At 72.5% G+C, this 20287-nt stretch carries 21 protein-coding genes and 1 riboswitch; of the genes, 12 read left to right on the top strand and 9 right to left on the bottom strand.

Annotated elements, in window-relative coordinates:
* Nucleotide 1: 1 nt before the first annotated feature.
* A complete protein-coding gene (locus ABD120_RS18590) occupies nt 2-226 on the bottom strand; it encodes a hypothetical protein (protein WP_343951175.1) in 225 nt (74 codons plus the stop codon).
* 110 nt (nt 227-336) lie between these two features.
* Here ABD120_RS18590 and ABD120_RS18585 point away from each other — a divergent pair, with 110 nt between their 5' ends.
* The 4 genes from ABD120_RS18585 (at nt 337) to ABD120_RS18570 (ending at nt 4743) form a co-directional block, all read left to right on the top strand.
* Nucleotides 337-1554 (top strand): sensor histidine kinase, encoded by a 1218-nt coding sequence (locus ABD120_RS18585; protein ID WP_343951174.1) that lies wholly within the window; start codon nt 337-339, stop codon nt 1552-1554.
* Complete coding sequence (locus ABD120_RS18580) at nt 1551-2210, top strand: response regulator (RefSeq protein ID WP_343951173.1); 660 nt, start codon at nt 1551-1553, stop codon at nt 2208-2210. The genes ABD120_RS18585 and ABD120_RS18580 overlap by 4 nt, the downstream gene beginning before the upstream one ends.
* 204 nt (nt 2211-2414) lie before the next feature.
* Nucleotides 2415-3677: an NYN domain-containing protein gene (locus ABD120_RS18575; RefSeq protein WP_343951172.1), complete on the top strand. Its 1263-nt coding sequence runs from the start codon at nt 2415-2417 to the stop codon at nt 3675-3677.
* 91 nt (nt 3678-3768) lie between these two features.
* Nucleotides 3769-4743, top strand: coding sequence for a C40 family peptidase (locus ABD120_RS18570; protein ID WP_343951171.1), 975 nt, complete (start codon nt 3769-3771; stop codon nt 4741-4743).
* Here the strand turns inward: ABD120_RS18570 and ABD120_RS18565 are convergent.
* Nucleotides 4707-5603, bottom strand: a complete 897-nt coding sequence (locus ABD120_RS18565; protein ID WP_343951170.1) for a LysR family transcriptional regulator — start codon at nt 5601-5603, stop codon at nt 4707-4709. The two genes, ABD120_RS18570 and ABD120_RS18565, sit on opposite strands and share 37 nt — an antisense overlap.
* Nucleotides 5604-5674: 71 nt before the next feature.
* On the opposite strand from ABD120_RS18565, the gene ABD120_RS18560 reads away from it, so the two are divergent.
* From ABD120_RS18560 to ABD120_RS18540, 5 genes are all read left to right on the top strand, one after another.
* A complete protein-coding gene (locus tag ABD120_RS18560) occupies nt 5675-6301 on the top strand; it encodes a class I SAM-dependent methyltransferase (protein ID WP_343951169.1) in 627 nt (208 codons plus the stop codon).
* 252 nt (nt 6302-6553) lie between these two features.
* A riboswitch (cyclic di-AMP (ydaO/yuaA leader) is annotated at nt 6554-6713 on the top strand.
* 52 nt (nt 6714-6765) lie between these two features.
* Nucleotides 6766-7296, top strand: a complete 531-nt coding sequence (locus tag ABD120_RS18555) for a C40 family peptidase (RefSeq protein ID WP_343951168.1) — start codon at nt 6766-6768, stop codon at nt 7294-7296.
* A 285-nt stretch (nt 7297-7581) separates the two neighbouring features.
* On the top strand, nt 7582-8271 hold the full coding sequence (locus tag ABD120_RS18550; protein WP_343951167.1) for an eCIS core domain-containing protein: 690 nt from the start codon (nt 7582-7584) through the stop codon (nt 8269-8271).
* Entirely contained in the window at nt 8268-9524 is a 1257-nt protein-coding gene (locus tag ABD120_RS18545; protein ID WP_343951166.1) for a M48 family metallopeptidase, read from the top strand. Before ABD120_RS18550 ends, ABD120_RS18545 begins: the two co-directional genes overlap by 4 nt.
* On the top strand, nt 9521-10621 hold the full coding sequence (locus ABD120_RS18540) for a glycosyltransferase family 4 protein (protein ID WP_343951165.1): 1101 nt from the start codon (nt 9521-9523) through the stop codon (nt 10619-10621). Before ABD120_RS18545 ends, ABD120_RS18540 begins: the two co-directional genes overlap by 4 nt.
* Nucleotides 10622-10863: 242 nt before the next feature.
* Here ABD120_RS18540 and ABD120_RS39810 read toward each other — a convergent pair whose 3' ends face one another.
* From ABD120_RS39810 to ABD120_RS18505, 7 genes are all read right to left on the bottom strand, one after another.
* The gene (locus tag ABD120_RS39810) at nt 10864-11370 is read right to left on the bottom strand and encodes an ATP-binding cassette domain-containing protein (protein WP_425563998.1); all 507 of its coding nucleotides are present in this window, start codon (nt 11368-11370) and stop codon (nt 10864-10866) included.
* A gap of 89 nt (nt 11371-11459) precedes the next feature.
* Nucleotides 11460-12575, bottom strand: a complete 1116-nt coding sequence (locus ABD120_RS18530; RefSeq protein WP_343951163.1) for an NPCBM/NEW2 domain-containing protein — start codon at nt 12573-12575, stop codon at nt 11460-11462.
* A complete protein-coding gene (locus ABD120_RS18525) occupies nt 12563-13072 on the bottom strand; it encodes a type 1 periplasmic-binding domain-containing protein (RefSeq protein ID WP_343951162.1) in 510 nt (169 codons plus the stop codon). Before ABD120_RS18525 ends, ABD120_RS18530 begins: the two co-directional genes overlap by 13 nt.
* 63 nt (nt 13073-13135) lie before the next feature.
* Nucleotides 13136-13948, bottom strand: a complete 813-nt coding sequence (locus ABD120_RS18520) for a carbohydrate ABC transporter permease (RefSeq protein WP_343951161.1) — start codon at nt 13946-13948, stop codon at nt 13136-13138.
* Nucleotides 13945-14550: a carbohydrate ABC transporter permease gene (locus ABD120_RS18515; protein ID WP_343951231.1), complete on the bottom strand. Its 606-nt coding sequence runs from the start codon at nt 14548-14550 to the stop codon at nt 13945-13947. Before ABD120_RS18515 ends, ABD120_RS18520 begins: the two co-directional genes overlap by 4 nt.
* A 269-nt stretch (nt 14551-14819) precedes the next feature.
* The gene (locus ABD120_RS18510) at nt 14820-15782 is read right to left on the bottom strand and encodes an ABC transporter substrate-binding protein (protein WP_343951230.1); all 963 of its coding nucleotides are present in this window, start codon (nt 15780-15782) and stop codon (nt 14820-14822) included.
* A 475-nt stretch (nt 15783-16257) separates the two neighbouring features.
* Nucleotides 16258-18051, bottom strand: coding sequence for an AMP-dependent synthetase/ligase (locus ABD120_RS18505; RefSeq protein ID WP_343951160.1), 1794 nt, complete (start codon nt 18049-18051; stop codon nt 16258-16260).
* Between the two features lie 177 nt (nt 18052-18228).
* Here ABD120_RS18505 and ABD120_RS18500 point away from each other — a divergent pair, with 177 nt between their 5' ends.
* From ABD120_RS18500 to ABD120_RS18490, 3 genes are read left to right on the top strand one after another with little or no spacing between them, the layout of a single operon-like run.
* Complete coding sequence (locus tag ABD120_RS18500; RefSeq protein ID WP_343951159.1) at nt 18229-18666, top strand: SRPBCC family protein; 438 nt, start codon at nt 18229-18231, stop codon at nt 18664-18666.
* On the top strand, nt 18666-19826 hold the full coding sequence (locus ABD120_RS18495; RefSeq protein WP_343951158.1) for an ArsA family ATPase: 1161 nt from the start codon (nt 18666-18668) through the stop codon (nt 19824-19826). The genes ABD120_RS18500 and ABD120_RS18495 overlap by 1 nt, the downstream gene beginning before the upstream one ends.
* Complete coding sequence (locus ABD120_RS18490) at nt 19819-20286, top strand: hypothetical protein (RefSeq protein ID WP_343951157.1); 468 nt, start codon at nt 19819-19821, stop codon at nt 20284-20286. Before ABD120_RS18495 ends, ABD120_RS18490 begins: the two co-directional genes overlap by 8 nt.
* The last annotated feature ends 1 nt before the right edge of the window (nt 20287 follow it).

The following is a 20287-nucleotide window of genomic DNA, read 5'->3' as shown; positions in this document are numbered from 1 at the left end:
CTCAGCCCGCCCGCTTGCGGTCGATGGAGCCGGAGATACCGAGCACGGCGAGGCCCAGCACCCCGATCAGTATCGAGGCGAACACCTCGTACCCCGCCAGCAGCGGCACCCGGTTGACCACGAGCAGATCCTCGGCCCAGTGCCACCATCCGAGCAGTGTGTTGACGACGCCGACGCCCCCTTGGGCGGCGAGGACCCAGCCGAGCACGTCCAGAACGACTTTCATGCGATCAAGGCTGCCGCCGGGCCGCGTCACCCGCGTCGGCCACAGGTCTGGCACGGTATCGACTTTGGTCGCTGGGTTTCACCCGCCGAAAGGCCGTAACCTCGGTGAACGTGAGCAGGGACGGTGGAGAGTACCGGTGGGCGCTGCCCTCGGTGCTGCTCGGCGACGGTGAGGGGCGGCCGGTCAAGCGTTCGACGCGCGACTGGGTCGTCGACACCGCCATGTTCCTGGTGGCCGCCGCCCTGACCGTGCTGACCGTCCCCGACCTGGAGAAGTTCCCGCAACCGGTGCAGGTCACCGAGCAGGTGGTGGGCGCGCTCGCGTGCGTCGCCGTGTGGCTGCGCCGCAGGTATCCGGTCGTGCTGTCGCTGGCGTTGACGTTGCTGTCGAGCGGCTTGCTCCTGGTCGGCGGCGCGGCGATGGTGGCGCTGTTCACGGTGGCCGTCCACCGCCCGTTCAAGATCTCTGGCTTCGCCCTGCTCGCCAACCTGATCACGGCGCTGCCCTACTCCTACTTCCGGCCCGACGCGGTCATGGGGCCGACCCTGACGTCCGTCACCGCCATCGGCCTGGGGCTGATGGTCTGGACGTGGGGCATGCTGGTGCGGGCCCGCCGCCAGCTCGTGTGGTCGCTGCGCAAGCAGGCCGACGGCGCCGCCGACGAGGCCAGGCGCCTGGAGCGCGAGCGCATCGCCAGGGAGATGCACGACGTGCTCGCCCACCGGCTGTCGATCCTGAGCCTGCACGCGGGTGCGCTGGAGTTCCGCAAGGACGCGCCCCCCGACGAGGTCGCCAAGGCCGCCGCCGCCATCAGGGACAGCGCCCACCAGGCCCTTGAGGACCTTCGCGGGGTGATCGGGGTGCTGCGGCACGGGCAGGGCGCGGCTCCGTCCGACACCGCCGTGCCGGAGCGGCCCCAGCCGACGCTGGCCGATCTCGCCGACCTGGTCGCCGAGTGCCGCCGTGCGGGCATGGACGTCACGCTGCGGCTGCCCGAACTCGACGAGACGCCGCAGTCCCTCGGGCGCAACGCCTACCGGATCGTCCAGGAGGCGCTGACCAACGCCCGCAAGCACGCGGACGGCGCCCCGGTCACCGTGGCGGTCGGCGGCCGCCCGGGGGACGGGCTGAGCGTCGAGGTGCGCAACCCCGCGCTGGCGCGGCCGGGCCCGCGCATCCCCGGCCAGGTGCTCACCGGCATCCCCGGGGCGGGCGCGGGGCTGATCGGGCTGACCGAGCGCGCCGAGTTGTCGGGCGGGCGGCTTGAGCACGGCAGGAGGGCCGACGGCGATTTCGTGGTGAGGGCGTGGCTACCGTGGACCCCATGACAGACTCGAAGATCCGCGTGCTCATCGTCGACGACGACGCTCTGGTCAGGGCCGGGCTCTCGATGATCTTGGCGGGCGCGGGCGACATCGAGATCGTCGGCGAGGCGGCCGACGGTGCGCAGGTGCCGTCGAGCGTGGCCGCTCTCCGTCCGGACGTGGTGCTCATGGACATCCGCATGCCGGTCGTCGACGGTCTGACGGCCACCGAGGCGCTGCTGGCCACCCCGGCGCCGCCCGAGGTGGTGGTGCTGACGACCTTCCACGCCGACGCCCAGGTGCTGCGGGCGCTGCGCGCGGGCGCGGCCGGGTTCCTGCTGAAGGACATCCCGCCCGGCGACCTCGTGGCGGCGATCCGGCGGGTGGCCGCGGGCGAGCCGATCCTGTCGCCCGCGGTGACCAGGCAGCTGATCACGCATGTGGCCGACGGCGGCGCCGGCGAGCGCACCGACCGGGCCAGGACACTGCTGGCCCGGTTGAGCGAGCGCGAGCGCGAGGTGGCCCTGGCGGTGGGTCAGGGCCGCTCCAACGCGGAGATCGGGTCCGCGCTCTACATGAGCGTGGCCACGGTGAAGGCGCACGTCTCGCGCATCCTGACCAAGCTGGAGCTGAGCAACCGGGTGCAGATCGCGCTCACGGTCTACGACGCGAGCCCCTGAGCCCGCCCCGGTCCGTCCTGCCCGGTACGGCGTGTCGTCCCGCCCGCCCGGAGGCGGCGGGGCTGTACAACGCACAGTTACGGATAGGCACGGGAGCGCCGTACCCTTGGACTCAAACGCCAAGGTGCGAAGGGAAGCGACAGGATGAGCTCAGCCGGTGAAGGCCTGTCTCGTCCGCTTCCTGAGCAGGTCAGAGTCAACGTGGTGGATCTGGCCTCCCAGGTGCTCGGAGGCATGCCGGCCAAGGCGGTGCCGCCGCCGTTGCGCGGCATAGCCAGGTTCGACCCGCGCAAGCGCGCCAAGCTCGGCAGCGCGCCCATCGCCGCCCAGCTGGAGAACGACAAGGACTTCCGCGAGACGGTCGCGGAGTCCGTCGCCGAGGGCTGGCCCGAACTGGTCGCCTCGCTGGCCGAGGGCGTCGTGCCGCCCGCCGCCGACCCGGTGCTCGTGGCCGCGGCCGCCTACCTCACCCGTCCGCCGGGCTGGGCGGACATGGTCGAGGCCGCCCGCGCCGACCTTGAGCAGACCGCCGCCGCGGCGGAGGGTTCCGCGCAGGAGCAGCAGGTGGTCCGGCTGCGTGAGCAGCTCGCCGCGCAGAAGAGCGCGGCCAAGGAGGAGACGGAGCGGCTGCGCGAGCAGCTCAAGGGTGCCCGCGCCGAGAACTCCGACCTGCGGCGCAAGCTCCACGAGGCCCGCGAGCGGGTCAAGGCGGCCGACCGGCGGGCCGTGGTCGTCGAGCAGGAGGCCGAGGAGGTCAAGACCGCCGCGACGGCCGCGGGCAGCGCGGGGGAGTCCGAGCTGCGGCGGCTGCGTGAGCGGCTGAGCGACGTCGAGAAGCAGCTCGAAACCTCCCGGCGGGCCGCCCGTGAGGGCAGGAGCCTTGAGGACGCGCGGATCCGGGTGCTGCTCGACGCCCTCCAGGACGCTTCCTCGGGTTTGCGGCGCGAGCTGGCCCTGCCCTCGACGATCAGCAGGCCCGCCGACTCCGTCGCCGCCGTGGCCGCGAGCGCGCCGGGGGTGCGCGGCGTGCCCGCCCGCGCGCTGGCCGAGGACGATCCGCAACTGCTCGATCAGCTGCTGGCGGTGCCGCAGGTGCACATGGTCATCGACGGTTACAACGTGACCAAGACCGGTTACGGTTCGCTCACCCTGGCCGACCAGCGCAACCGGCTGATGACCGGGCTCGGCGGGCTGGTGGCCCAGACCAGGGTCGAGGTGACCGTGGTCTTCGACGGCGCCGAGCTCAACTCCCCGGTGCAGGTGGTGGCGCCGCGCGGGGTGCGGGTGTTGTTCAGCGCGCCGGGGGAGATCGCCGACGACCTGATCAGGCAGCTGGTCAGGGCGGAGCCGCCCGGCCGTGCGGTCGCGGTCGTCTCCTCCGACCGCGAGGTCGCCGAGTCCGTACGCCGGATGGGCGCCCGGCCGGTGCCGTCCGGTCTGCTGTTGCGCCGACTGGGACGCGCGTAGGTTTCACATCACGAATCCGACTTTTTCCTGAGATCTCACCCGACACTTCTGTACCATCTCCCCCCAGGTGTGCCCACTGGGAGGAGATTTCGTGAGGCTGGGCCGGACGCCCCTGGCGGCAGGGCTCCTGATCGGGTTGGTGCTGACCGCGCCGGGCGTGGCCACGGCCGACCCCAGACCCACGGTCAAACAGGCCAAGGCCAAGCTTGAGCGCCTCAACAACCGGGCGGACAAGGTCGTCGACCGCTTCAACACCCTCAACGAGGAGTACAAGAAGGCCAGGACGCGCCACACGCGGCTCGACGCCTCCTACAAGCGCAAGCTCAAGACCGTCGAGGACCTGCGCGCCGACGTCGTCGGCATGGCCGTGAGCGACTACAAGCTGGGCGGCGACGTGTCGTCGTGGCCCGGGATGTTCGGCAACCCCGACCCGGGCAGGACCCTCGGCGCCCTGGCGCTGGCCGGTCAGATGCAGGCCGAGCGCGCCGAGAAGCTGGCCGCCTTCGACCGGGAGAACAAGGGCCTGAAGGTCGAACGCGACCGCGCCCAGGAGGCGCTCGTGGTCGCCGACGGCGAGCGCGACAAGGTCGAGAAGGAGCGCGCCGAGATCCTCGACCTGGTCAAGGACCAGAAGAAGCTGCTGGAGCGGCTCGGCGCCTACAACGCCGGCAATCCCAACAGCACCGGCACGAAGTACACCGGGCCCGCCTCCGGCAACGCCCGCTCGGCGCTGCAGTTCGCCTTCGCCCAGACCGGCAAGCCGTACATCTACGGCGGCACCGGGCCGCGCGGCTACGACTGCTCGGGCTTCACCCAGGCGTCCTGGCGGGCGGCAGGGGTCTCGCTGCCGCGCACCACCTGGCAGCAGTGGGCCTGGGGCGCCAACCGCAAGGTGCCGCTCGACCAGCTCCAGCCCGGCGACCTGATCTTCTCCCAGGGGCTCGGCCACGTCACCATGTACGCGGGCAACGGCAACATCGTGCACGCGCCGCAGACCGGCGACGTGATCAAGGTGGTCAAGCTGTCCGCCTACGGCAAGTCCATCGCCGGAGCCATCCGCCCGTAGCGGGTCATCAGCTCCAGGAAGGCCCGTACGGCCGGGCTCGGCTCCGGCAGCGCGACCGCGTGCACCGCCCGGACGGGCAGCGCGGGCACGGGACGCAGCAGCCGGATGTCCTGCCGTACGGCCCGGCCCGCCATCGCCGGGTACACCATGACGCCGACGCCCGCCGCCACCAGGCCTTGCCTGCCGTTCCAGTCGTCGCACACGTGGCTGACCCTCGGCGGGCCGCCCAGGGCGGCGGCCAGCTCCGACAGCGGGCCCAGACAGTCGGGGTGGGTGCCGTCGATCCACGCCTCGCCGGACAGGTCGGCGAGCCGTACCCGCCGCCCTGCGGCCAGCGGGTGGCTCGCGGGCAGCGCCACGAGGAGTTCGTCGTCCAGGAGCGGCACCGACTCCAGCCCGGCGGGGGGCGCCGGGTCGCGCGAGGTGAGCAGCGCCAGGTCGGCGTCGCCGTCCAGGACGGCGGCGGCGTCGGCGCGGCCTACGATCAGCGACAACTCCACGCCGGGGTGCTCGGCCGCGAACGCGCCGAAGCAGCCGGGCACGAACGCGGTCGCCGCGCTCGGGAACGCCTGCACGCGCACCCGCCCCGCCTCGGCCAGCGCGTGCGCGCGGAGCCGGGCCTCCAGCAGGGTCATCCCGTCGAGCACCCGGGCCGCGTCCTCCAGGGCCGCGCGGCCCGCGTCCGTCGCGCGCACGCCCCTCGGCAGCCGCTCGAACAGCCGCACGCCGGTGCGCCGCTCCAGGGCGGCGATCTGACGGGAGACCGCGGGCTGCGTCATCGACAGCGCGCCGGCCGCGGCGGAGAACGAGCCGAGGCGGCCCACGGTGAGGAGAACCTTCAGCGACCAGGTGTCAAGCATGCGCCGAGCTTATGGCGGGCATGCCGTACCCGCAGTGGTGCGCATGCCTTCGGCCGCAGCATGCTCGGCTCATGAACTCCTGGATCACCTCCGTCCTGCCCGCCGCGCCCGCCCGCGTGCTGGACGCCGGATGCGGCGCGGGCACGCTCGCGGCCCAGCTCATCGCGGGCGGGTACGACGTCACGGCCATCGACCTCGACCCGTCGGCCGCGCTCGCCGCCGGGGTGCCCGCCGTCCGGGCGGACCTGGCCGGTTTCGAGGCGGCGCCCTTCGAGGCCATCGTGATGAGGATGTCGCTGCACCACATGGAGCCGATGGAGATGGCGCTGAACGCGGCCGCGCGGCTGCTGGCCCCCGGCGGCAGCCTCGTGGTGGACGACTTCGCCTGGGAGCGGGCCGACCCCGCCGCCGCCACCTGGTTCTACGACGCCGGGGCCGTCATCGGCGGGCGCGACCTGGTCGCCGACCCGGCGAACGAGTGGGAACGGGAGCACGGCGACCTCGCGACGGGCGAGGAGATGCTCGCGGCGATCAGCGCCCGCTTCGACGTGAAGACGCTGCGGCGGGTGCCGTTCCTGCACCGGTACCTCAAGTGCGAGGGGGAGCGCGCGGAGCGGCTGCGGACGATCGAGGAACTGCGCCACCCGCTCATCGGGCTGCGCGTCCTCGCCGTGTCCCGTGGGACGGACGGGACCTGACTCACGGGCCGCCGGACAAGTGTGAGGGAGGTCACATTTCGATAACGACGCAGGGGTGCCGAGCAGCGCGATCCCTTCTGACAGGAACCCCTGCCGGATCTTGACAGGTTCACCCGGCTTTTGCCGCCGATCGGCGGCGCCGGGTACTTTCTGGCGTCGCGGCGGCACGCCATGGCGCCGCGACGCCGACACCGGGCCTCACGAGGCCCGGTGGGGACGTATAGAGATCCGCGGTCGGCCCGTTTCCACGAGGGCGACGACCAGCCGAGTCCGTGCAGTCAGGAGGCACGGAGCCGGGGACCCGCCGATCCCGATCACCGGGATCACGGGGTGAGTCGGCGCAGCCGCGCCGTAGGGCGACTTCCAGGCCCGAACCCGTCAGCTAACCCGGTAGGCGTTCGTGGAAGATCCGAGGAGAAATCCTGTCTATCCCCCTGAGTAACCCCCGCCTTGTCGTGTCCGGGGTGCTGGTCACCATGTCCATGACAGCAGGAGGGCTCGCCCTCCATGCCCCGGCGGCCGGGGCCGCAACGGCCCCCGCCGAGACCGAGGCGGCCGCCGCTGAACCGGGCACCACAGCCCGGAGCAGGACGGCCACCGCAGGGAAGACCCTTTCCAAGTCCACACGGCAGCGGGTGAAGGCCGGAAAGGCCGTCTCCGTCGCCAAGGCGCAGGTCGGGGACCCGTACAGGTACGGTGCCACGGGTCCAGGTGCCTTCGACTGCTCCGGACTGGTCCAGTACGCCTGGAAGAAGGCCGGAGTGAAGATCCCCCGCGTGACGTACAGCCAGTACGCGCGCATCGACAAGAAGGTCACCTGGAAGCGGCTGCGGCCCGGTGACCTGATGTTCTTCCGGGGCCGAGGCCATGTCGGCATGTACGTCGGCGACGGCAGGATGGTCCACTCGCCCAGCTCGGGCAAGCGGGTCCGGGTCGACCGCATCAGCGAATGGCGCAGGGCGTCGTTCGTCGGCGCGGTGCGTCCCGGCCTGTAAGGCGCGACATCCCCGTCCCAGGCCGTCGTGCCGGGGACGGGGGTCCGCACAGGGGCGGCTACCATCGGGGCCGTGAGCCGTCGCGCCGCAGTGGCGGCCCCCGCACTGGTCGCGTGTCTGATCGCGACCACCCCGAGCTGCGCCCCCGCACCCGGCTCTTCCGCGCCCGGCTCGTCCGCTGTCGCGCCTGGCGCTTCCGCCCCTGCGTCCGGCTCTCCCACCCCCGCACCCCGTTCTTCCGCCTCCGCGTCCGGTCCTTCGGCGCCCGGGTCCGGTTCGTCCGCCGTGCCCCAGGGTTCGGCACCCGCTACCCGGCCCGCCCTCTCCGGGCGGCCCGCCCACGGCGGGGAGCTCAGACGGCCCGGCCACGACCTCCGCCGGCGTGCCGAACGGGCCGCCCGCCGGGTCGAGGCCGTCCTGGGCACACCCGTACGGCCGGACGTCCGCGTCGCCGCCTCTGCCGCCGACGCCGCCCGCGCGATCGGCGCCGCCTCCGTCGACGGGCTCGCCGCCGTCGCCCACGACGGCCGCGTGATCGTCGTGCCCGAGACCTACGGAAGACTCACCCCCACCGGCCGCGACGTCGTGCTCGCCCACGAGCTCACCCACGTCGCCGCGGGCACCGACGGCCTGCCGCCCTGGCTGTACGAGGGCTTCGCCGACTACGTCGCCTACCGCGACGCGGGCCTTGCCGTACCTGAGGCCGCCGCGGAACTCGCCGAAGAGGTCAGAGCGGGACGCCTGCCCGAGAACCTCCCGGAACCCGCTGACTTCGCCCCCGGCGCGCCCCGGCTCGCGCAGAGCTACCAGGAGGCGTGGCTGGCGTGCCGCCTCATCGCGCACGCGTACGGAGAGGCGACACTGGTGAGGCTCTACCGTGATGCCCAGCGGGTCGGAGCCGGCCGCGCACTACCCGTGCCCGTGGCCGAGCTGACCCGTGACTGGCGCGCGTACCTGGGGGAGGAACTGGCGTGACACGACAGCCCGACGACGACGACGGGCGGCTGCGGCGGCAGGCGGGGATCGCCGCCGCGATCCTCGGCCTCCTGGTGATCGCCGTGGCCGCGATCACCACACCGTGGCGGCCGCTGCCCTCCGGAGATCCGGCCCAGGACTTCACCCCGGCCGAGATCGCCCGTTCGCAGGCGTTCGACGCGGCCACGAGCCTGCCGTCCTACCTGTCGCTCGGACTCACGATCGTCTTCGCCGGGCTGCTGGCCGCCACACCGCTCGGCGCCCGCGTCCTGGGACGGCTGAAAGGCCCGTGGTGGCTGCGGGTGGTCCTCGGCGTGCTCGTGCTCACGGCGCTCGTCGAGGCCGTGCGGTGGCCGCTCGGCGTCTGGTTCGAGACCCGGCTGCGCGAGTACGGCCTGTCCACGCAGGACTGGCTGGCGTGGAGCCTCGACCGGCTGAAGTCCGTCGGGGTCCGCGTCGTCCTGCTGTCCATCATGATCGTGGCCCTGGTGGCGCTGGCCCGCCGCTTCCGCCGCTGGTGGATACCGGCCGCAGCCGGTGCGGCCGGGCTGACCGTCGCCGCCTCCTTCGTCTACCCGCTGGTGTTCGAGCCGCTGTTCAACGACTTCAGCCCGATGCCGCCCGGCCCGCTGCGCACCGACCTGCTGGCGATGGCCGAACGCGACGGTGTGCCGGTCGAGGACGTCCTCGTCGCCGACGCCTCCCGCCGCACCACCGCGCTCAACGCCTACGTGTCCGGCTTCGGCGCCACCCGCCGCATCGTCGTGTACGACACGCTCCTCAAGGCCCCGCAGGCCGAGGTCGAGCTCGTCGTCGCCCACGAACTCGGCCACGCGAAGGCCGACGACGTCCTCGACGGCACCCTGCTCGGCGCGCTCGGCGCGGCCTTCGGCGCCTGCCTGCTGTACGTGGTCTTCGCCTCCGTTCGGCGCCGCACCGGCGTCACCGCCGTGTCCGAGCCGCTGGCCGTCGGCGCCGTCATGGGCCTGATGAGCCTCGCCACCGTGCTGTCCGGGCCCGCCCAGAACCTCGTCAGCCGCCACGTCGAGGCCCGCGCCGACATCCACGCGCTCGACCTCACCCGCGACCCCGCCGCGTTCGCCGCCATGCAGCGCCGCCTGGCCGTCACCAACATCTCCGACCTGTCCCCGGACGCGCTGGAGTACTTCCTGTACTCCTCCCACCCCACCGCGCCGCAGCGCATCACCCTCGCCCGCACCTGGGCGCGGTCGAACGGCACCACCGAACCGTGACCCGGGTCCTCATCGTCACCAACGACTATCCGCCGCGTCAGGGAGGCATCCAGTCGTTCGTCCACGGGCTCGCGCTGCGCACACCCGGCGTCGTCGTGTACGCGCCCGCCTGGCCCGGTTGCGGTGACTTCGACCGCCGCCAGCCGTACCCCGTCGTCCGCCACCCCACCAGCCTCATGCTGCCCACCCCGGCCGTCGCCCGGCGCGCGGCCCGGCTCGTCCCGGCGTACGGGGTCGAGACCGTCGTGTTCGGCGCCGCCGCGCCGCTCGGCCTCCTCGCCCCGCACGTACGCCGGGCCGGGGCGCGCCGCGTCGTCATGCTCACCCACGGGCACGAGGCCGGGTGGGCGGGCACCCCCGTCCTGCGGCCGGTGCTACGGCGCATCGGCGCGCACGCCGACGTCGTCACCTACCTCGGCGAGTACACCCGCTCACGCCTGGCGGAGGTCATACCCGACGGCAAACTGGTACCGCTGACGCCCGGCGTCGACCCCGCGCGGTTCCGCCCGGACGTGGCGCCCGCCGCGCTGGGGCTGGACGGGCGGCCCGTGGTGCTGTGCGTGTCGCGGCTGGTGCCGCGCAAGGGTCAGGACCAGCTCATCCGCGCCTGGCCCCGGGTACTGCGGGCCGTCCCGGACGCCGTGCTCCTGCTCGTCGGCGGCGGGCCCCGGCTGCGGGCGCTGCGGCGGCTGGCCGGCGGCGCCGAGTCGATCCGCTTCACGGGGGCGGTACCCGCCGCGAGCCTGCCGGGGTTCTACGCGGCGGCCGACGTGTTCGCGATGCCGTGCCGTACGCGGTTGCGGGGGGCCGAGGTCGAGGGCCTGGGCATCGTGTTCCTGGAAGCCTCGGCGAGCGGGCTGCCGGTGGTGGCGGGGGCGTCCGGGGGCGCTCCGGACGCGGTCAGGCACGGGGAGACCGGGCTGCTCGTGGACGGCGGGTCGGCGCGGGCGGTGGCGCAGGCGCTCGTCGAACTGCTGGCGGACCGGGATCGGGCCCGCAAGATGGGGGATCTGGGGCGGGCCTGGATGACGGCCGAGTGGTCGTGGGACCGGGTCGCGGCCCGCTTCCACGCCCTGCTCGCTCCGCCGCCGGCATAACCCTGTGAACCGGCAGAGTTCCGAGCGCCCGGCACCGACGAGCCCGGCAAGGGCGACGACCTCGCCGGCCCGCACCTGGAAGGTGACCTCGCGCACCTCGTCGGTGGTGACGGCGACCACGTCGAGCATGACGGGGGCGGGGCCGGGCGCGTGGGTGGAGGTGTCCGGTGCGGGACAGAGACCGCCGGGCGAGGGCGGGACGGCGGAGCGGTCGAACAGCGACGACAGGTCGCGGCCGACCATCAGGCGGACGACCTGCCTCTCCGTGGTGTCCTCGACGGCCCGTACGTCCACGAGGCCCCCGTCCCGCAGGACGGCGATGCGGTCGGCGAGCCGGAAGATCTCCTTGAGCCGATGCGAGACGTAGACCACCGCCGGCCCCTGCGCGCGCATGATCTCGACGAGCTGCCGCTGCGCGGGCGTGAGGGCGGAGCCGAGGGCGGCGGGGTCGAGGAAGTGGTCGAAGCCGAGCCGCAGGAGGTCGTCACGGACCCGGGCGTGGAGGGCGGGCCGGTCGAGGAGGCGCCCCCGGCGCCGGGAAAGCGAGCCGGCGTAGACGTTCTCGGCGACGGACACGTGGGGGATGATCTCGGGCTCCTGGCCGATGACGCGGATGCCGTGGCGGCGCGCGTCGGCGGGGAGCGCAGGTCGAGGGGCTGGTCGTCGAGGAGGACGCGGCCCCGGTCGGGCCGGTGGTCCCCGTTCAGGATCTTGATGAGGGTGGATTTCCCGGCGCCGTTCTCGCCCATGAGCGCGCTCACCCGACCTGGGGGGAAGTCGAGGGTGACCTCGCGCAGGGCCTGGACGCCGGAGAACCGTTTGGACAGTGACCGCACGCTCAGCACGTGACCACCGCGTCTCCCCACGCTGCCCGGTCGTCGGCTGCTCCGTCACCACCTTCGGTCACGACGAGCCTGACCAGGCGGGCGCCGGTGAGGTCCGCGCTGATCTGCTGCGCGGGCATGGCTCCGGTGAGCACGCCGGTCTCGGCGACCTTCTTGCTGTCGGCCCACACCTCGAAGGTGACGCTGCCGCCCGCCCCGCTGGCGTCGTCGACGCCGACGTGGGCGGTGAAGCGGGTGCAGCGCCCGGCGAGGTAGTACTCGGTGGCGCCGGGTGGCACGCCGCCGAGGCTGCGGGCGAAGGTGGTGCCGTTCAAGGTGACCTTGCCGCGCTGGAGGATGCCGTTGGCCAGCCATTTCAGGTCGGTGAGGTGGGCGGTCGCGGTGGGGGCGGGCGGCGGGACGACCAGCATGGCTCCGGCGGTGAGCCGCTGGAACGCGGCGTCGATCCGGTAGGCGTCGCGCGGGAGGTCTTCGGGCGCGGTCACCTTCCAGAGGGTGACGTGCTGGCGGCCGGGTTCGAGCGGGGCGGTGGCGGGCGGCGAGACGGCGGCGGACGTCCAGTCCTGGGGGACGCGCAGGGTGGGGACCGGGTTGGCGGCAGGGGTGCGGCCGTGGTTGACGACGACGGTGCCGACCTGGGAGGTGGCGCCGGGCTCGATGAGCGCGGCGCCGCCGGGGTAGACGCCGGGTGCCTGGAGGTCGAGTTCGACGAAGGGCGGGTAGGTGGCCCACGCGGTGTCGTGGGCGACGCGCAGGACGAGCGCGCGGCCTGGAGGAACGTTGCCGGCGAGTACTCCGGCGGTGTGGGTGTCGGCGCCGGTGGCCTGGTCGCGGACCCGGTAGGCGGGGGCGACGGCCGGCATGCCGATCTCGGCGACGGAGGTGGCGATGCGCTGGGGGCGGGTGCTGCCGTTGTAGAGGGTCACGCTGGTCTCGCCACCCGGGTGGCGTTCGGCCAGCACCCAGCGGCCTTCTTCCGAGCTGATGACCGTACCTCGCTCGCCGAGGAGCCCGCCGGGGATCTCGTCGGCGTGTGCCGGCGTCCCGGTGAGCGCCACGGCTGCGGCGGCTGCCAGGGCGCACACTCCTAATCGCGTCAGGCGCTGCACGTGACTCCTTCCGCCTGCCAGTTCTGGGGATCGACCATCTTGGTGGGCGCGAACGCCTCCTGGGGCATGGGGGTGCCGTTCGCGATGGTGTCGTACAAGGTCTGGACGGCCAGCTTGCCCACCTCGTAGCCGTTGATGAACAATGCTGCCTTCATACCGGACGGCCGCCCGCTGTTCCAGTCCTTGCACGCGAGGTAGGCGCCGAGTCCGACGCCGATGATGTTCTCCGGCTTGATCCCGGCGTTCTGCATGGCGGTGACGCCGCCGCTGACGTTCTCGTCGTTGCAGCCGATCATCACCCAGTTCTTGACGCCCCGGTTGCCGCCGACGGTGGCGGCGACCTTGTCCTGGGCGCCGGTGGGGGTGTTGTCGGTGCCGACCTCGACGACCTTCGTCCCGGTGACGCCGGCGGCGGCCACGTTGCCGGAGGAGCACGCGGTCAGGACCAGCACCGCGCCCAGGAGCGGGGCGGCGGCTCTGGTGGACTGCAGGATCATGGGGGTTTACCTGCTTCCTGTGCGCTAGCTGAGATCTTTTTCCTTCAGGGCTCGCGGTTAAACTCACCCCTTCGTCGCGCCGCCGGTCAGGCCCTTGACGAACTGCTTCTGCAGGGCCAGATAGAAGATCAGCACGGGCAGCGTCGAGAGGAACATGAGCGCGAAGACGCCGCCGTAGTCGAAGGAGTACTGCCCGAGCGAACGGTAGACGCCGGTGGTGACGGTGGTGCCCTGCCCCGGGCCGAGAATGATCAGCGGGCTGAGGAAGTCGTTCCAGATCCAGACCGACAGGAAGATCAGCACGCTGGCGGTGGCCGGGCGCAGCAGCGGGAAGACGATGCGCCAGAACGTCCGCCCCCGCCCGGCGCCGTCGATGGCGGCGGCCTCCTCCAGATCGGCGGGGACGCCCTTGAGGAAGCCGGTGAAGACGAACACTCCGAAGGGGACGTAGTAGCCGACGTTGAACAGCACCAGCCCCTGCACCGTGGTCATGAGGCCGAGGGCGCGCAGCACCTGGGTGATCGGGACCAGGATGACCTGGGGCGGGATCATCAGGCCGCACAGCAGCAGGAGGGTCAGCAGGCGGCCCCAGCGCCCCGCCGTACGGGCGAGGTAGTGGGCGAGGGTCGCCGACAGGACGACCAGCGCGATCACCGACAGGGTGGTCACGAGCACGCTGTTGGCCAGACTGGCCCAGAACAGGTTCGCGGGGTCGGTGGGGACGGCCGACAGGTTGTCGAGCGTCGGCGGGATCGGCGGCGCGATGGCCCCGGCGCCCGGGATGAGCGCGCTGGGCTTGACCACGTTGACCAGGGCGACGTACAGCGGGACGAAGAAGACGGCGGTGATCGCGAGGGCGACCAGGGCCCTTCTCACAGCTGCACCTCCCGGCGCTGGAGCAGCCGCAGCGCGACGGCGGAGGCCAGTGCGACGATCACCAGCATGACGATCGCCATCGCGGAGGCGTAGCCCTGCCGGTTCTCGACGAAGCCCTCCTGCATGATCGTGAAGGCCACGGTGGCGGTGGTGCCGGTGCCGGGCCCGCCGTTGGTGATCACCTTGACGTGGTCGAAGATCTTGAAGGTGGTGATGAGCAGCACCACGGTGTTGACGGTCAGCGCGGGCGCGAGCAGCGGCCAGGTGAGGCGGCGGAAGCGGGTCCACGGCCCGGCGCCGTCGATCGCGGCCGCCTCGGCGAGCTCCCGGGGGACGCCCTGCAGCCCGGCCAGGTAGACGACGACGCAGAAGCCGAGCAGCTGCCACGACACGTTCGAGCCGAGCGAGAAGAGCGCGTAGGCGGGGTCGGACAGCCAGCCGGGCGGGTCGGCCACGCCGAGCAGGCGCAGCGCCTGGTTCAGCGGCCCCTCGTCGTCCAGGACGCGGGTCCAGACGACGCTGACGCCGACCGAGCTGAGCACCATCGGGGTGAAGTAGACGCTGCGCATCGCGTTGTAGAACCAGCCCCGGTGATCCAGCAGTACGGCGATGCCCCAGGCCCAAGGCGTTCGGCACGATCAGCACCATGAGCGTGAGCACCGAGGTGACCCGCAGCGAGGACAGGAACGCCTGGTCCTCCAGCAGCAGCGCGTAGTTGCGCAGCCCCACCCACGACCAGCCGGCCGCAGCAGGCTGTGGTTCGTCAGGCTGTAGCCGACGCTCAGCAGGATCGGCACCAGCACGAAGCAGACGTAGACGAGCAAGCCCGGCGCCCCGAAGCCCAGGAAGTGCCAGAGCCTGCGGCGGAGGGTCAAGACGACCGGTCCCACTCGGCGTCGAGGTGGGCCAGCACCTCGACGACGGTCTGCGCGCCGCTGATGAGGTCCTGGGCCGCCGCCCACCACTTCTCCTTCATACCGGGCGGCATGGCGTCGTCCCCGGCCTCCCACCCGAAGGACGGTACGGTCGCGCCCGCCCTCTTGGCGGTGTCCCACGCCCGGTACGACTCGGTGAACACCGGTCCCATCGGCGGCGGCGCGTAGCCCTTGACGGCGGGGAACAGCGCGTCGGCTTTGACGGAGGCGTCCATGTTGGCCTTGTCGAGCTGGAAGGCGAGGGCGAACCTCTTGGCCGCGTCCAGGTTCGCGGTGGTGGCGCTCACGGTGAGCCCGCCGCCGATGAAGGTGGCGAGCCTGCTGTCGTCGCTGTCGCCCGGCCAGTTGAACCGGCCGATCTCGATCTTGTTGGCGGGGTTGTCGCCGCCGGAGGGGGAGGCGAACCAGCTGCCCATCGGGTACATCGCGCCCTTTCCTTCGAGGAAGGCGGTCTGGGTCGCGCCGTAGTCGCGGGAGATGTCCCTGTTGTCGAGGTAGCCCTTGGCAGCGAGGTCGGCGAACTTCCGGGTGGCGGCCTTGAAGGCGGGATCGGTGAACCGGACCTTGCCCTCGCGGCGTTTTCGCATCCACCGGGGGTCGGCCGCGTACACGTCCGTGGCGAGGACGGCCGTCCAGGCGAGGGTGGAGGCGAAGGCGTCGGGGCCGCCGCCGATCACGAACGGGGTGACGCCCTTGGCCTTGAGCTTGGCGGCGGCCTCCAGCAACCGCGCGTACGTGGTGGGCGGGGCGGTGATGCCCGCCTGCTTGAACAGGGCCTTGTTGTAGTAGACGTTCGAGTGGGTCTGGGTGTTGGCCGGCAGTTGCACCACCTTGCCGCCGATGGCGCCGCACCCGGTGCACTCGAAGTCCTTGAGGTCCTCGGGCGTCCAGGCGTACAGGTTGGGGCGAAGCCGAGAATGTCCTGGAGGCCGACGTGGACGTCGGGGAACTGTCCCGAGGCGATGAGCTGCTTGGCGAACTCGTCACGGCCGCCGGCGGCGGGGGCGACGACCTTCTTGATCTTGACGCCGGGCACCGAGGCGGCGGCGCGGGCGATCTGCGCGTCCCAGTAGGCCGCGTTCAGGTTCGGTGACTCGAACAACAGGAACGTGACCTCGCCGGCGGCGGCGCCGCTGCCCGGGGGCTCGTTCACGGAGCATGCGGTGAGCGCGAGCAGAGCCGCCGCGAGGGTCGTTCTCACCTTGCCGCCTTCCTCGCCGGACTGACCTTCCGGCAGGTTGACTCGCGGCCCATTCATCGGAGCACTGCTGGATGAGGCCGCCGACTGGTACGCCCTCAAGCTAGACGTGCTGGGGAACCGCTTGTCAATACGGCCACTGCAACCGTTCTCAAAGCGAAAAGTGATCGGAGGGGTCAGCTTGTGTAGAGGCCCTCAATGGCGTCGGCGAAGTCGCGCGTCACCAGCGCGCGCTTGATCTTGAGCGTCGGTGTCAGATGCCCGCTGTCCTCCGTGAGGTCCGCGTCCAGGATCGTGAACCTCTTGATCTGCTCGGCGCGCGAGACCGCCCGGTTGGCGTTGTCGACCGCGCTCTGCACCTCGGCCAGGATCCGCGCGTCGGTGCTCAGCTCCGCCGGGCTCGCGTCCTGCGCGCCGTGCCGCGCCCCCCAGTGTTCGAGCGCCTCCGGGTCGAGTGTCACCAGCGCCGCCACGTACGGCCGGTCGTCGCCGACGACCAGCGCCTGGGAGACCAGCGGGTGGGCGCGCAGCGCGTCCTCCAGCGGCGCCGGGGCGACGTTCTTGCCCGCCGCCGTGACCAGGAGTTCCTTCTTGCGGCCGGTGATGCGCAGGTAGCCGTCGGCGTCGAGGTCGCCGACGTCGCCGGTGTGGAACCAGCCGTCCGCGTCGATCACCTCGGCCGTGGCCCGATCGTCGTTCCAGTAGCCGGCGAAGACGTGGCGGCCCTTCACCAGGATCTCGCCGTCGTCGCCGACGCGGATCGAGACGCCGGGCAGCGGACGGCCCACCGTGCCGATCCTGCCCGCGCCGGGCGGGTTGACCGAGCAGGGGGCGGAGGTCTCGGTCAGGCCGTACCCCTCGAGGACCTCGATGCCGACGCCGCGGAAGAAGTGCCCGAGACGTTCGCCCAGCGCCGAGCCGCCGCAGATCGCGGCGGTCAGCCGCCCGCCGGTGGCGGCGCGCAGCCTGCGGTAGACGAGCCGGTCGAACAGCGCGTGCCGCAGCCGCAGCCCCAGCCCGGGACGGCCGTCCGCCCTGCTGTGGGCGACGGCCGTGGCGCCCGCCCGCGCGAAGATCGCGCCCTTGCCGCTCTGGGCGGCCTTCTGCTCGGCGGCGTTGTAGACCTTCTCGAACACCCGGGGCACGCCGAGCAGCAGCGTCGGCGCGGCCGAGACCAGGTCGGGTGCGACGTTCCTCATGTTGGGCGTGTGCGACAGGATCGTGCCGGTCTCGATCGCCACCACCTGGATCAGCCGCGCGAAGACGTGGGCCAGCGGCAGGAACAGCAGCACCCCCGGCTCCTGCTCCTCGAACACCGGCGCGAGCGGCCCGGCGGCCACGTTGCGGGCGGTGAACAGCAGGTTGTCGTGCGTCAGGCGGCAGCCCTTCGGGGTGCCCGTGGTGCCCGAGGTGTAGATGACGGTGGCCAGGTCGGCGCCGCCCACGGCGGCGCGGCGCCGCTCGATCTCGGCGTCCTCGACGCCGCTGCCGCTGTCCAGGGCGCCGGGGGCGCTGGGGGCGCTCACCGTGCTGTCCATGCGCCACAGGTGCTTGAGGTCCGGCGCGGCCGCCCGTACGGTCTCCTCGTGCGCGTCGAGTTCGACGAAGGCCGCCCTGGCCCCGCTGTCGGACAGGATCCACCGCACCTGCTCGACCGCCGAGGTCTCGTAGACCGGCACCGACACCGCGCCCGCCGTCCACACGGCGTAGTCGACGAGTGTCCACTCGTAGCGGGTGCGCGACATGATCGCGACCCGGTCGCCGGGCTCGATCCCCTCGGCGACCAGCCTCTTGGCCAGCGCGAGCACCTGGTCCCTGAAGTCGGCGGCGCTCACGTCCGGCCAGTTCGAGCCCGCCTGGCGCCGCAGCATCACGGCGGTGGGCTCCTGCTCGCCGCGCCTGAACACCGTGTCGGCCAGGTGGGCGGAGGCGGGCACATCCACCAGGGTGGGCACGCTGTACTCGCGCAAGGACGTCAACTCCTCGTCAGGGATCGGGCGCCCCTCATGCTAGCTCCCACAGCCCGTAGGAGCTCCGCGCCGCCCCGAACCCGTACGGGCCTGCCCCAATGCGCGGACACCGGTCATTTCCGAGGAAAGGATGTCCTGTTCGCGCTGGATCGATGATGCGGCGGTTACTGTATCCGCATGGCTGATCGCACCAGTTCGAGCATCACCGTCGCCGCCGGTCGCGCACGCGTGATGGCGGTGATCTCCGACTTCCCCGCGTACCCGGAGTGGGCAGGACAGGTCAAGAGCGCCGAGGTCGTGGACCCGGGCGACGACGGCCGCGCGAGCCGGGTGCGCTTCGTCCTCGACGCCGGGGTGATCAGCGACTCCTACACCCTCGGCTACACCTGGGACGACGACAGTAGCGTGCGCTGGACGGTGGTCGAGCAGGGCAAGATGATCGCCGAACTGGCCGGGAGCTACGTGCTCGCCGAACGGGACGGGAGCACCGAGGTCACCTACGAACTGGCCGTCGACCTGAAGGTGCCGATGATCGGCATGATCCGGCGCAAGGCGGAGAAGGTCATCGTCGACACGGCCCTCAAGGGCCTGAAGAAGCGGGTCGAGGGCAGGTAGTGAGCCCGCGCGTCCTGCTGTTCACCGGAAAGGGCGGCGTCGGCAAGACCACCGTCGCGGCCGCCACCGCCGCCCACGCCGCCAGGCGCGGGCTGAAGACCCTCGCCGTCTCCATCGGCACCGCCCACTCGCTGTCCGACGCGCTCGGCGGCCCCGGTGAGATCGCCCCCGGCCTGCGGCTGCACCAGGTCGACACCCAGCGCTCCCTGGAGGAGCACTGGGACGAGCTGAGCGGCCACACGAGCGGCCTGCTCGGCGAACTCGGCCTCGACGAGATCACCGCCGAGGAGGTCACCGTCCTGCCCGGCGCCGAGGAGGTCATCGCGCTGCTGGAACTGCAGGCCCACGTGCGCTCCGGCGACTGGGACGTCGTCGTCGTCGACTGCGCCCCCACGGCCGCGACGCTGCGGCTGCTCGCCCTGCCCGAGGCCCTCGACCGGCACGCCGGCCGCCTGCTGCCCGTCGGCCGCAGGCTCCTGAAGACGGTCGCGCCGTTCGTGCGCGGCATCGCGCCGGACGACGGCCTCCTCCAGGCCGCCGAGCGCCTGCACCAGGGGATACGCGACGTCCGCGAACTGCTCACCGGCCCCGACGCCTCCGTCCGGCTGGTGCTGACGCCGGAGGCGGTGGTGCTCGCCGAGACCGGGCGCGCCCTCACCTCCCTCAACCTGTACGGCTACCGCGTCGACGCCGTCGTCGCCAACCGCGTCTTCCCCGCCGGGAGCACGGACCCCTGGTCGACCGGCTGGGCGCGGGCCCAGGCGGGGCTGCTGGCCGAGGCCGGGCAGTCGTTCGCCCCGCTGCCCGTCCACGTGCTGCCCTACCTGCCCGCCGAGCCGATCGGCGCGGACACGCTGGCCGAGGCGGGCGCCGCCCTCTACGGCGACGGTGACCCGTTCGCGCCGCCGTCCGTCCCGCCGCCGCTGCGCCTGAGCGCCGACGAACTCCGGCTGGCGCTGCCGGGAGCCGAGCGCGGCGAGGTCGATCTGGCCCGCAAGGGCGAGGAACTGATCGTGACGGCCGGGCCGTACCGGAGGATCATCGCCCTGCCCGCCTCGCTGACGCGGCGGAAGGTGGCGAGCGCGGTGCTTCAGGATGGTTTCCTCCAGGTACGGTTCGTCTCAGACAGACCCCCTGCCCCGGGAGGGCCAGATGACTGAGAACGGCAACGACAGGGATCCGATCGGCACCGTCGCCGACGAGGCCCGCAAGCTGATCGGCGCGATCCAGGACCGCGCCGCCCGCGAGGTCGGCAAGCACGTCGGCAAGCAGGTGGGCAAAAGTGTGTTCGACACCTTCACCGGCGGCTCCGGCGCGCGCAAGGAGCAGGACGTGTGGGGCGAGGCCGTGTCCGAGCCGCACGAGGAGTACATCTGCCGCGCCTGCCCGGTCTGCCGGGCGATCGCGGCGCAGCGCGAGGCCGGCGGCGACGTGACCGGCCATCTCGCGGCCGCGAGCGGTGAACTGTTCGCCGCGGTCAGGGGCGCGCTGGATCTGCTGGGCCGTCCCGCTCCCCGAGGGCCGCGCGACCGGCCCGCCGGCGGGTGGGAGGCAGGCCAGGACGGTGGCCGTGGCGAGCACCGTCATGGCGACGACGTGGAACACATCGATCTGGGGTGAC

This window comes from Nonomuraea longicatena, assembly GCF_039525605.1.
Lineage (GTDB): Bacteria > Actinomycetota > Actinomycetes > Streptosporangiales > Streptosporangiaceae > Nonomuraea > Nonomuraea longicatena.
This window is presented reverse-complemented; position numbering and strand designations above follow the sequence as displayed.

Coding starts and splice junctions, on each gene's coding strand:
- ABD120_RS18590 (WP_343951175.1), bottom strand. CDS start 226: ATGAAAGTCGTTCTGGACGTGCTCGGCTGGGTCCTCGCCGCCCAAGGG.
- ABD120_RS18580 (WP_343951173.1), top strand. CDS start 1,551: ATGACAGACTCGAAGATCCGCGTGCTCATCGTCGACGACGACGCTCTG.
- ABD120_RS18565 (WP_343951170.1), bottom strand. CDS start 5,603: ATGCTTGACACCTGGTCGCTGAAGGTTCTCCTCACCGTGGGCCGCCTC.
- ABD120_RS18560 (WP_343951169.1), top strand. CDS start 5,675: ATGAACTCCTGGATCACCTCCGTCCTGCCCGCCGCGCCCGCCCGCGTG.
- ABD120_RS39810 (WP_425563998.1), bottom strand. CDS start 11,370: ATGGGCGAGAACGGCGCCGGGAAATCCACCCTCATCAAGATCCTGAAC.
- ABD120_RS18525 (WP_343951162.1), bottom strand. CDS start 13,072: ATGATCCTGCAGTCCACCAGAGCCGCCGCCCCGCTCCTGGGCGCGGTG.
- ABD120_RS18500 (WP_343951159.1), top strand. CDS start 18,229: ATGGCTGATCGCACCAGTTCGAGCATCACCGTCGCCGCCGGTCGCGCA.
- ABD120_RS18490 (WP_343951157.1), top strand. CDS start 19,819: ATGACTGAGAACGGCAACGACAGGGATCCGATCGGCACCGTCGCCGAC.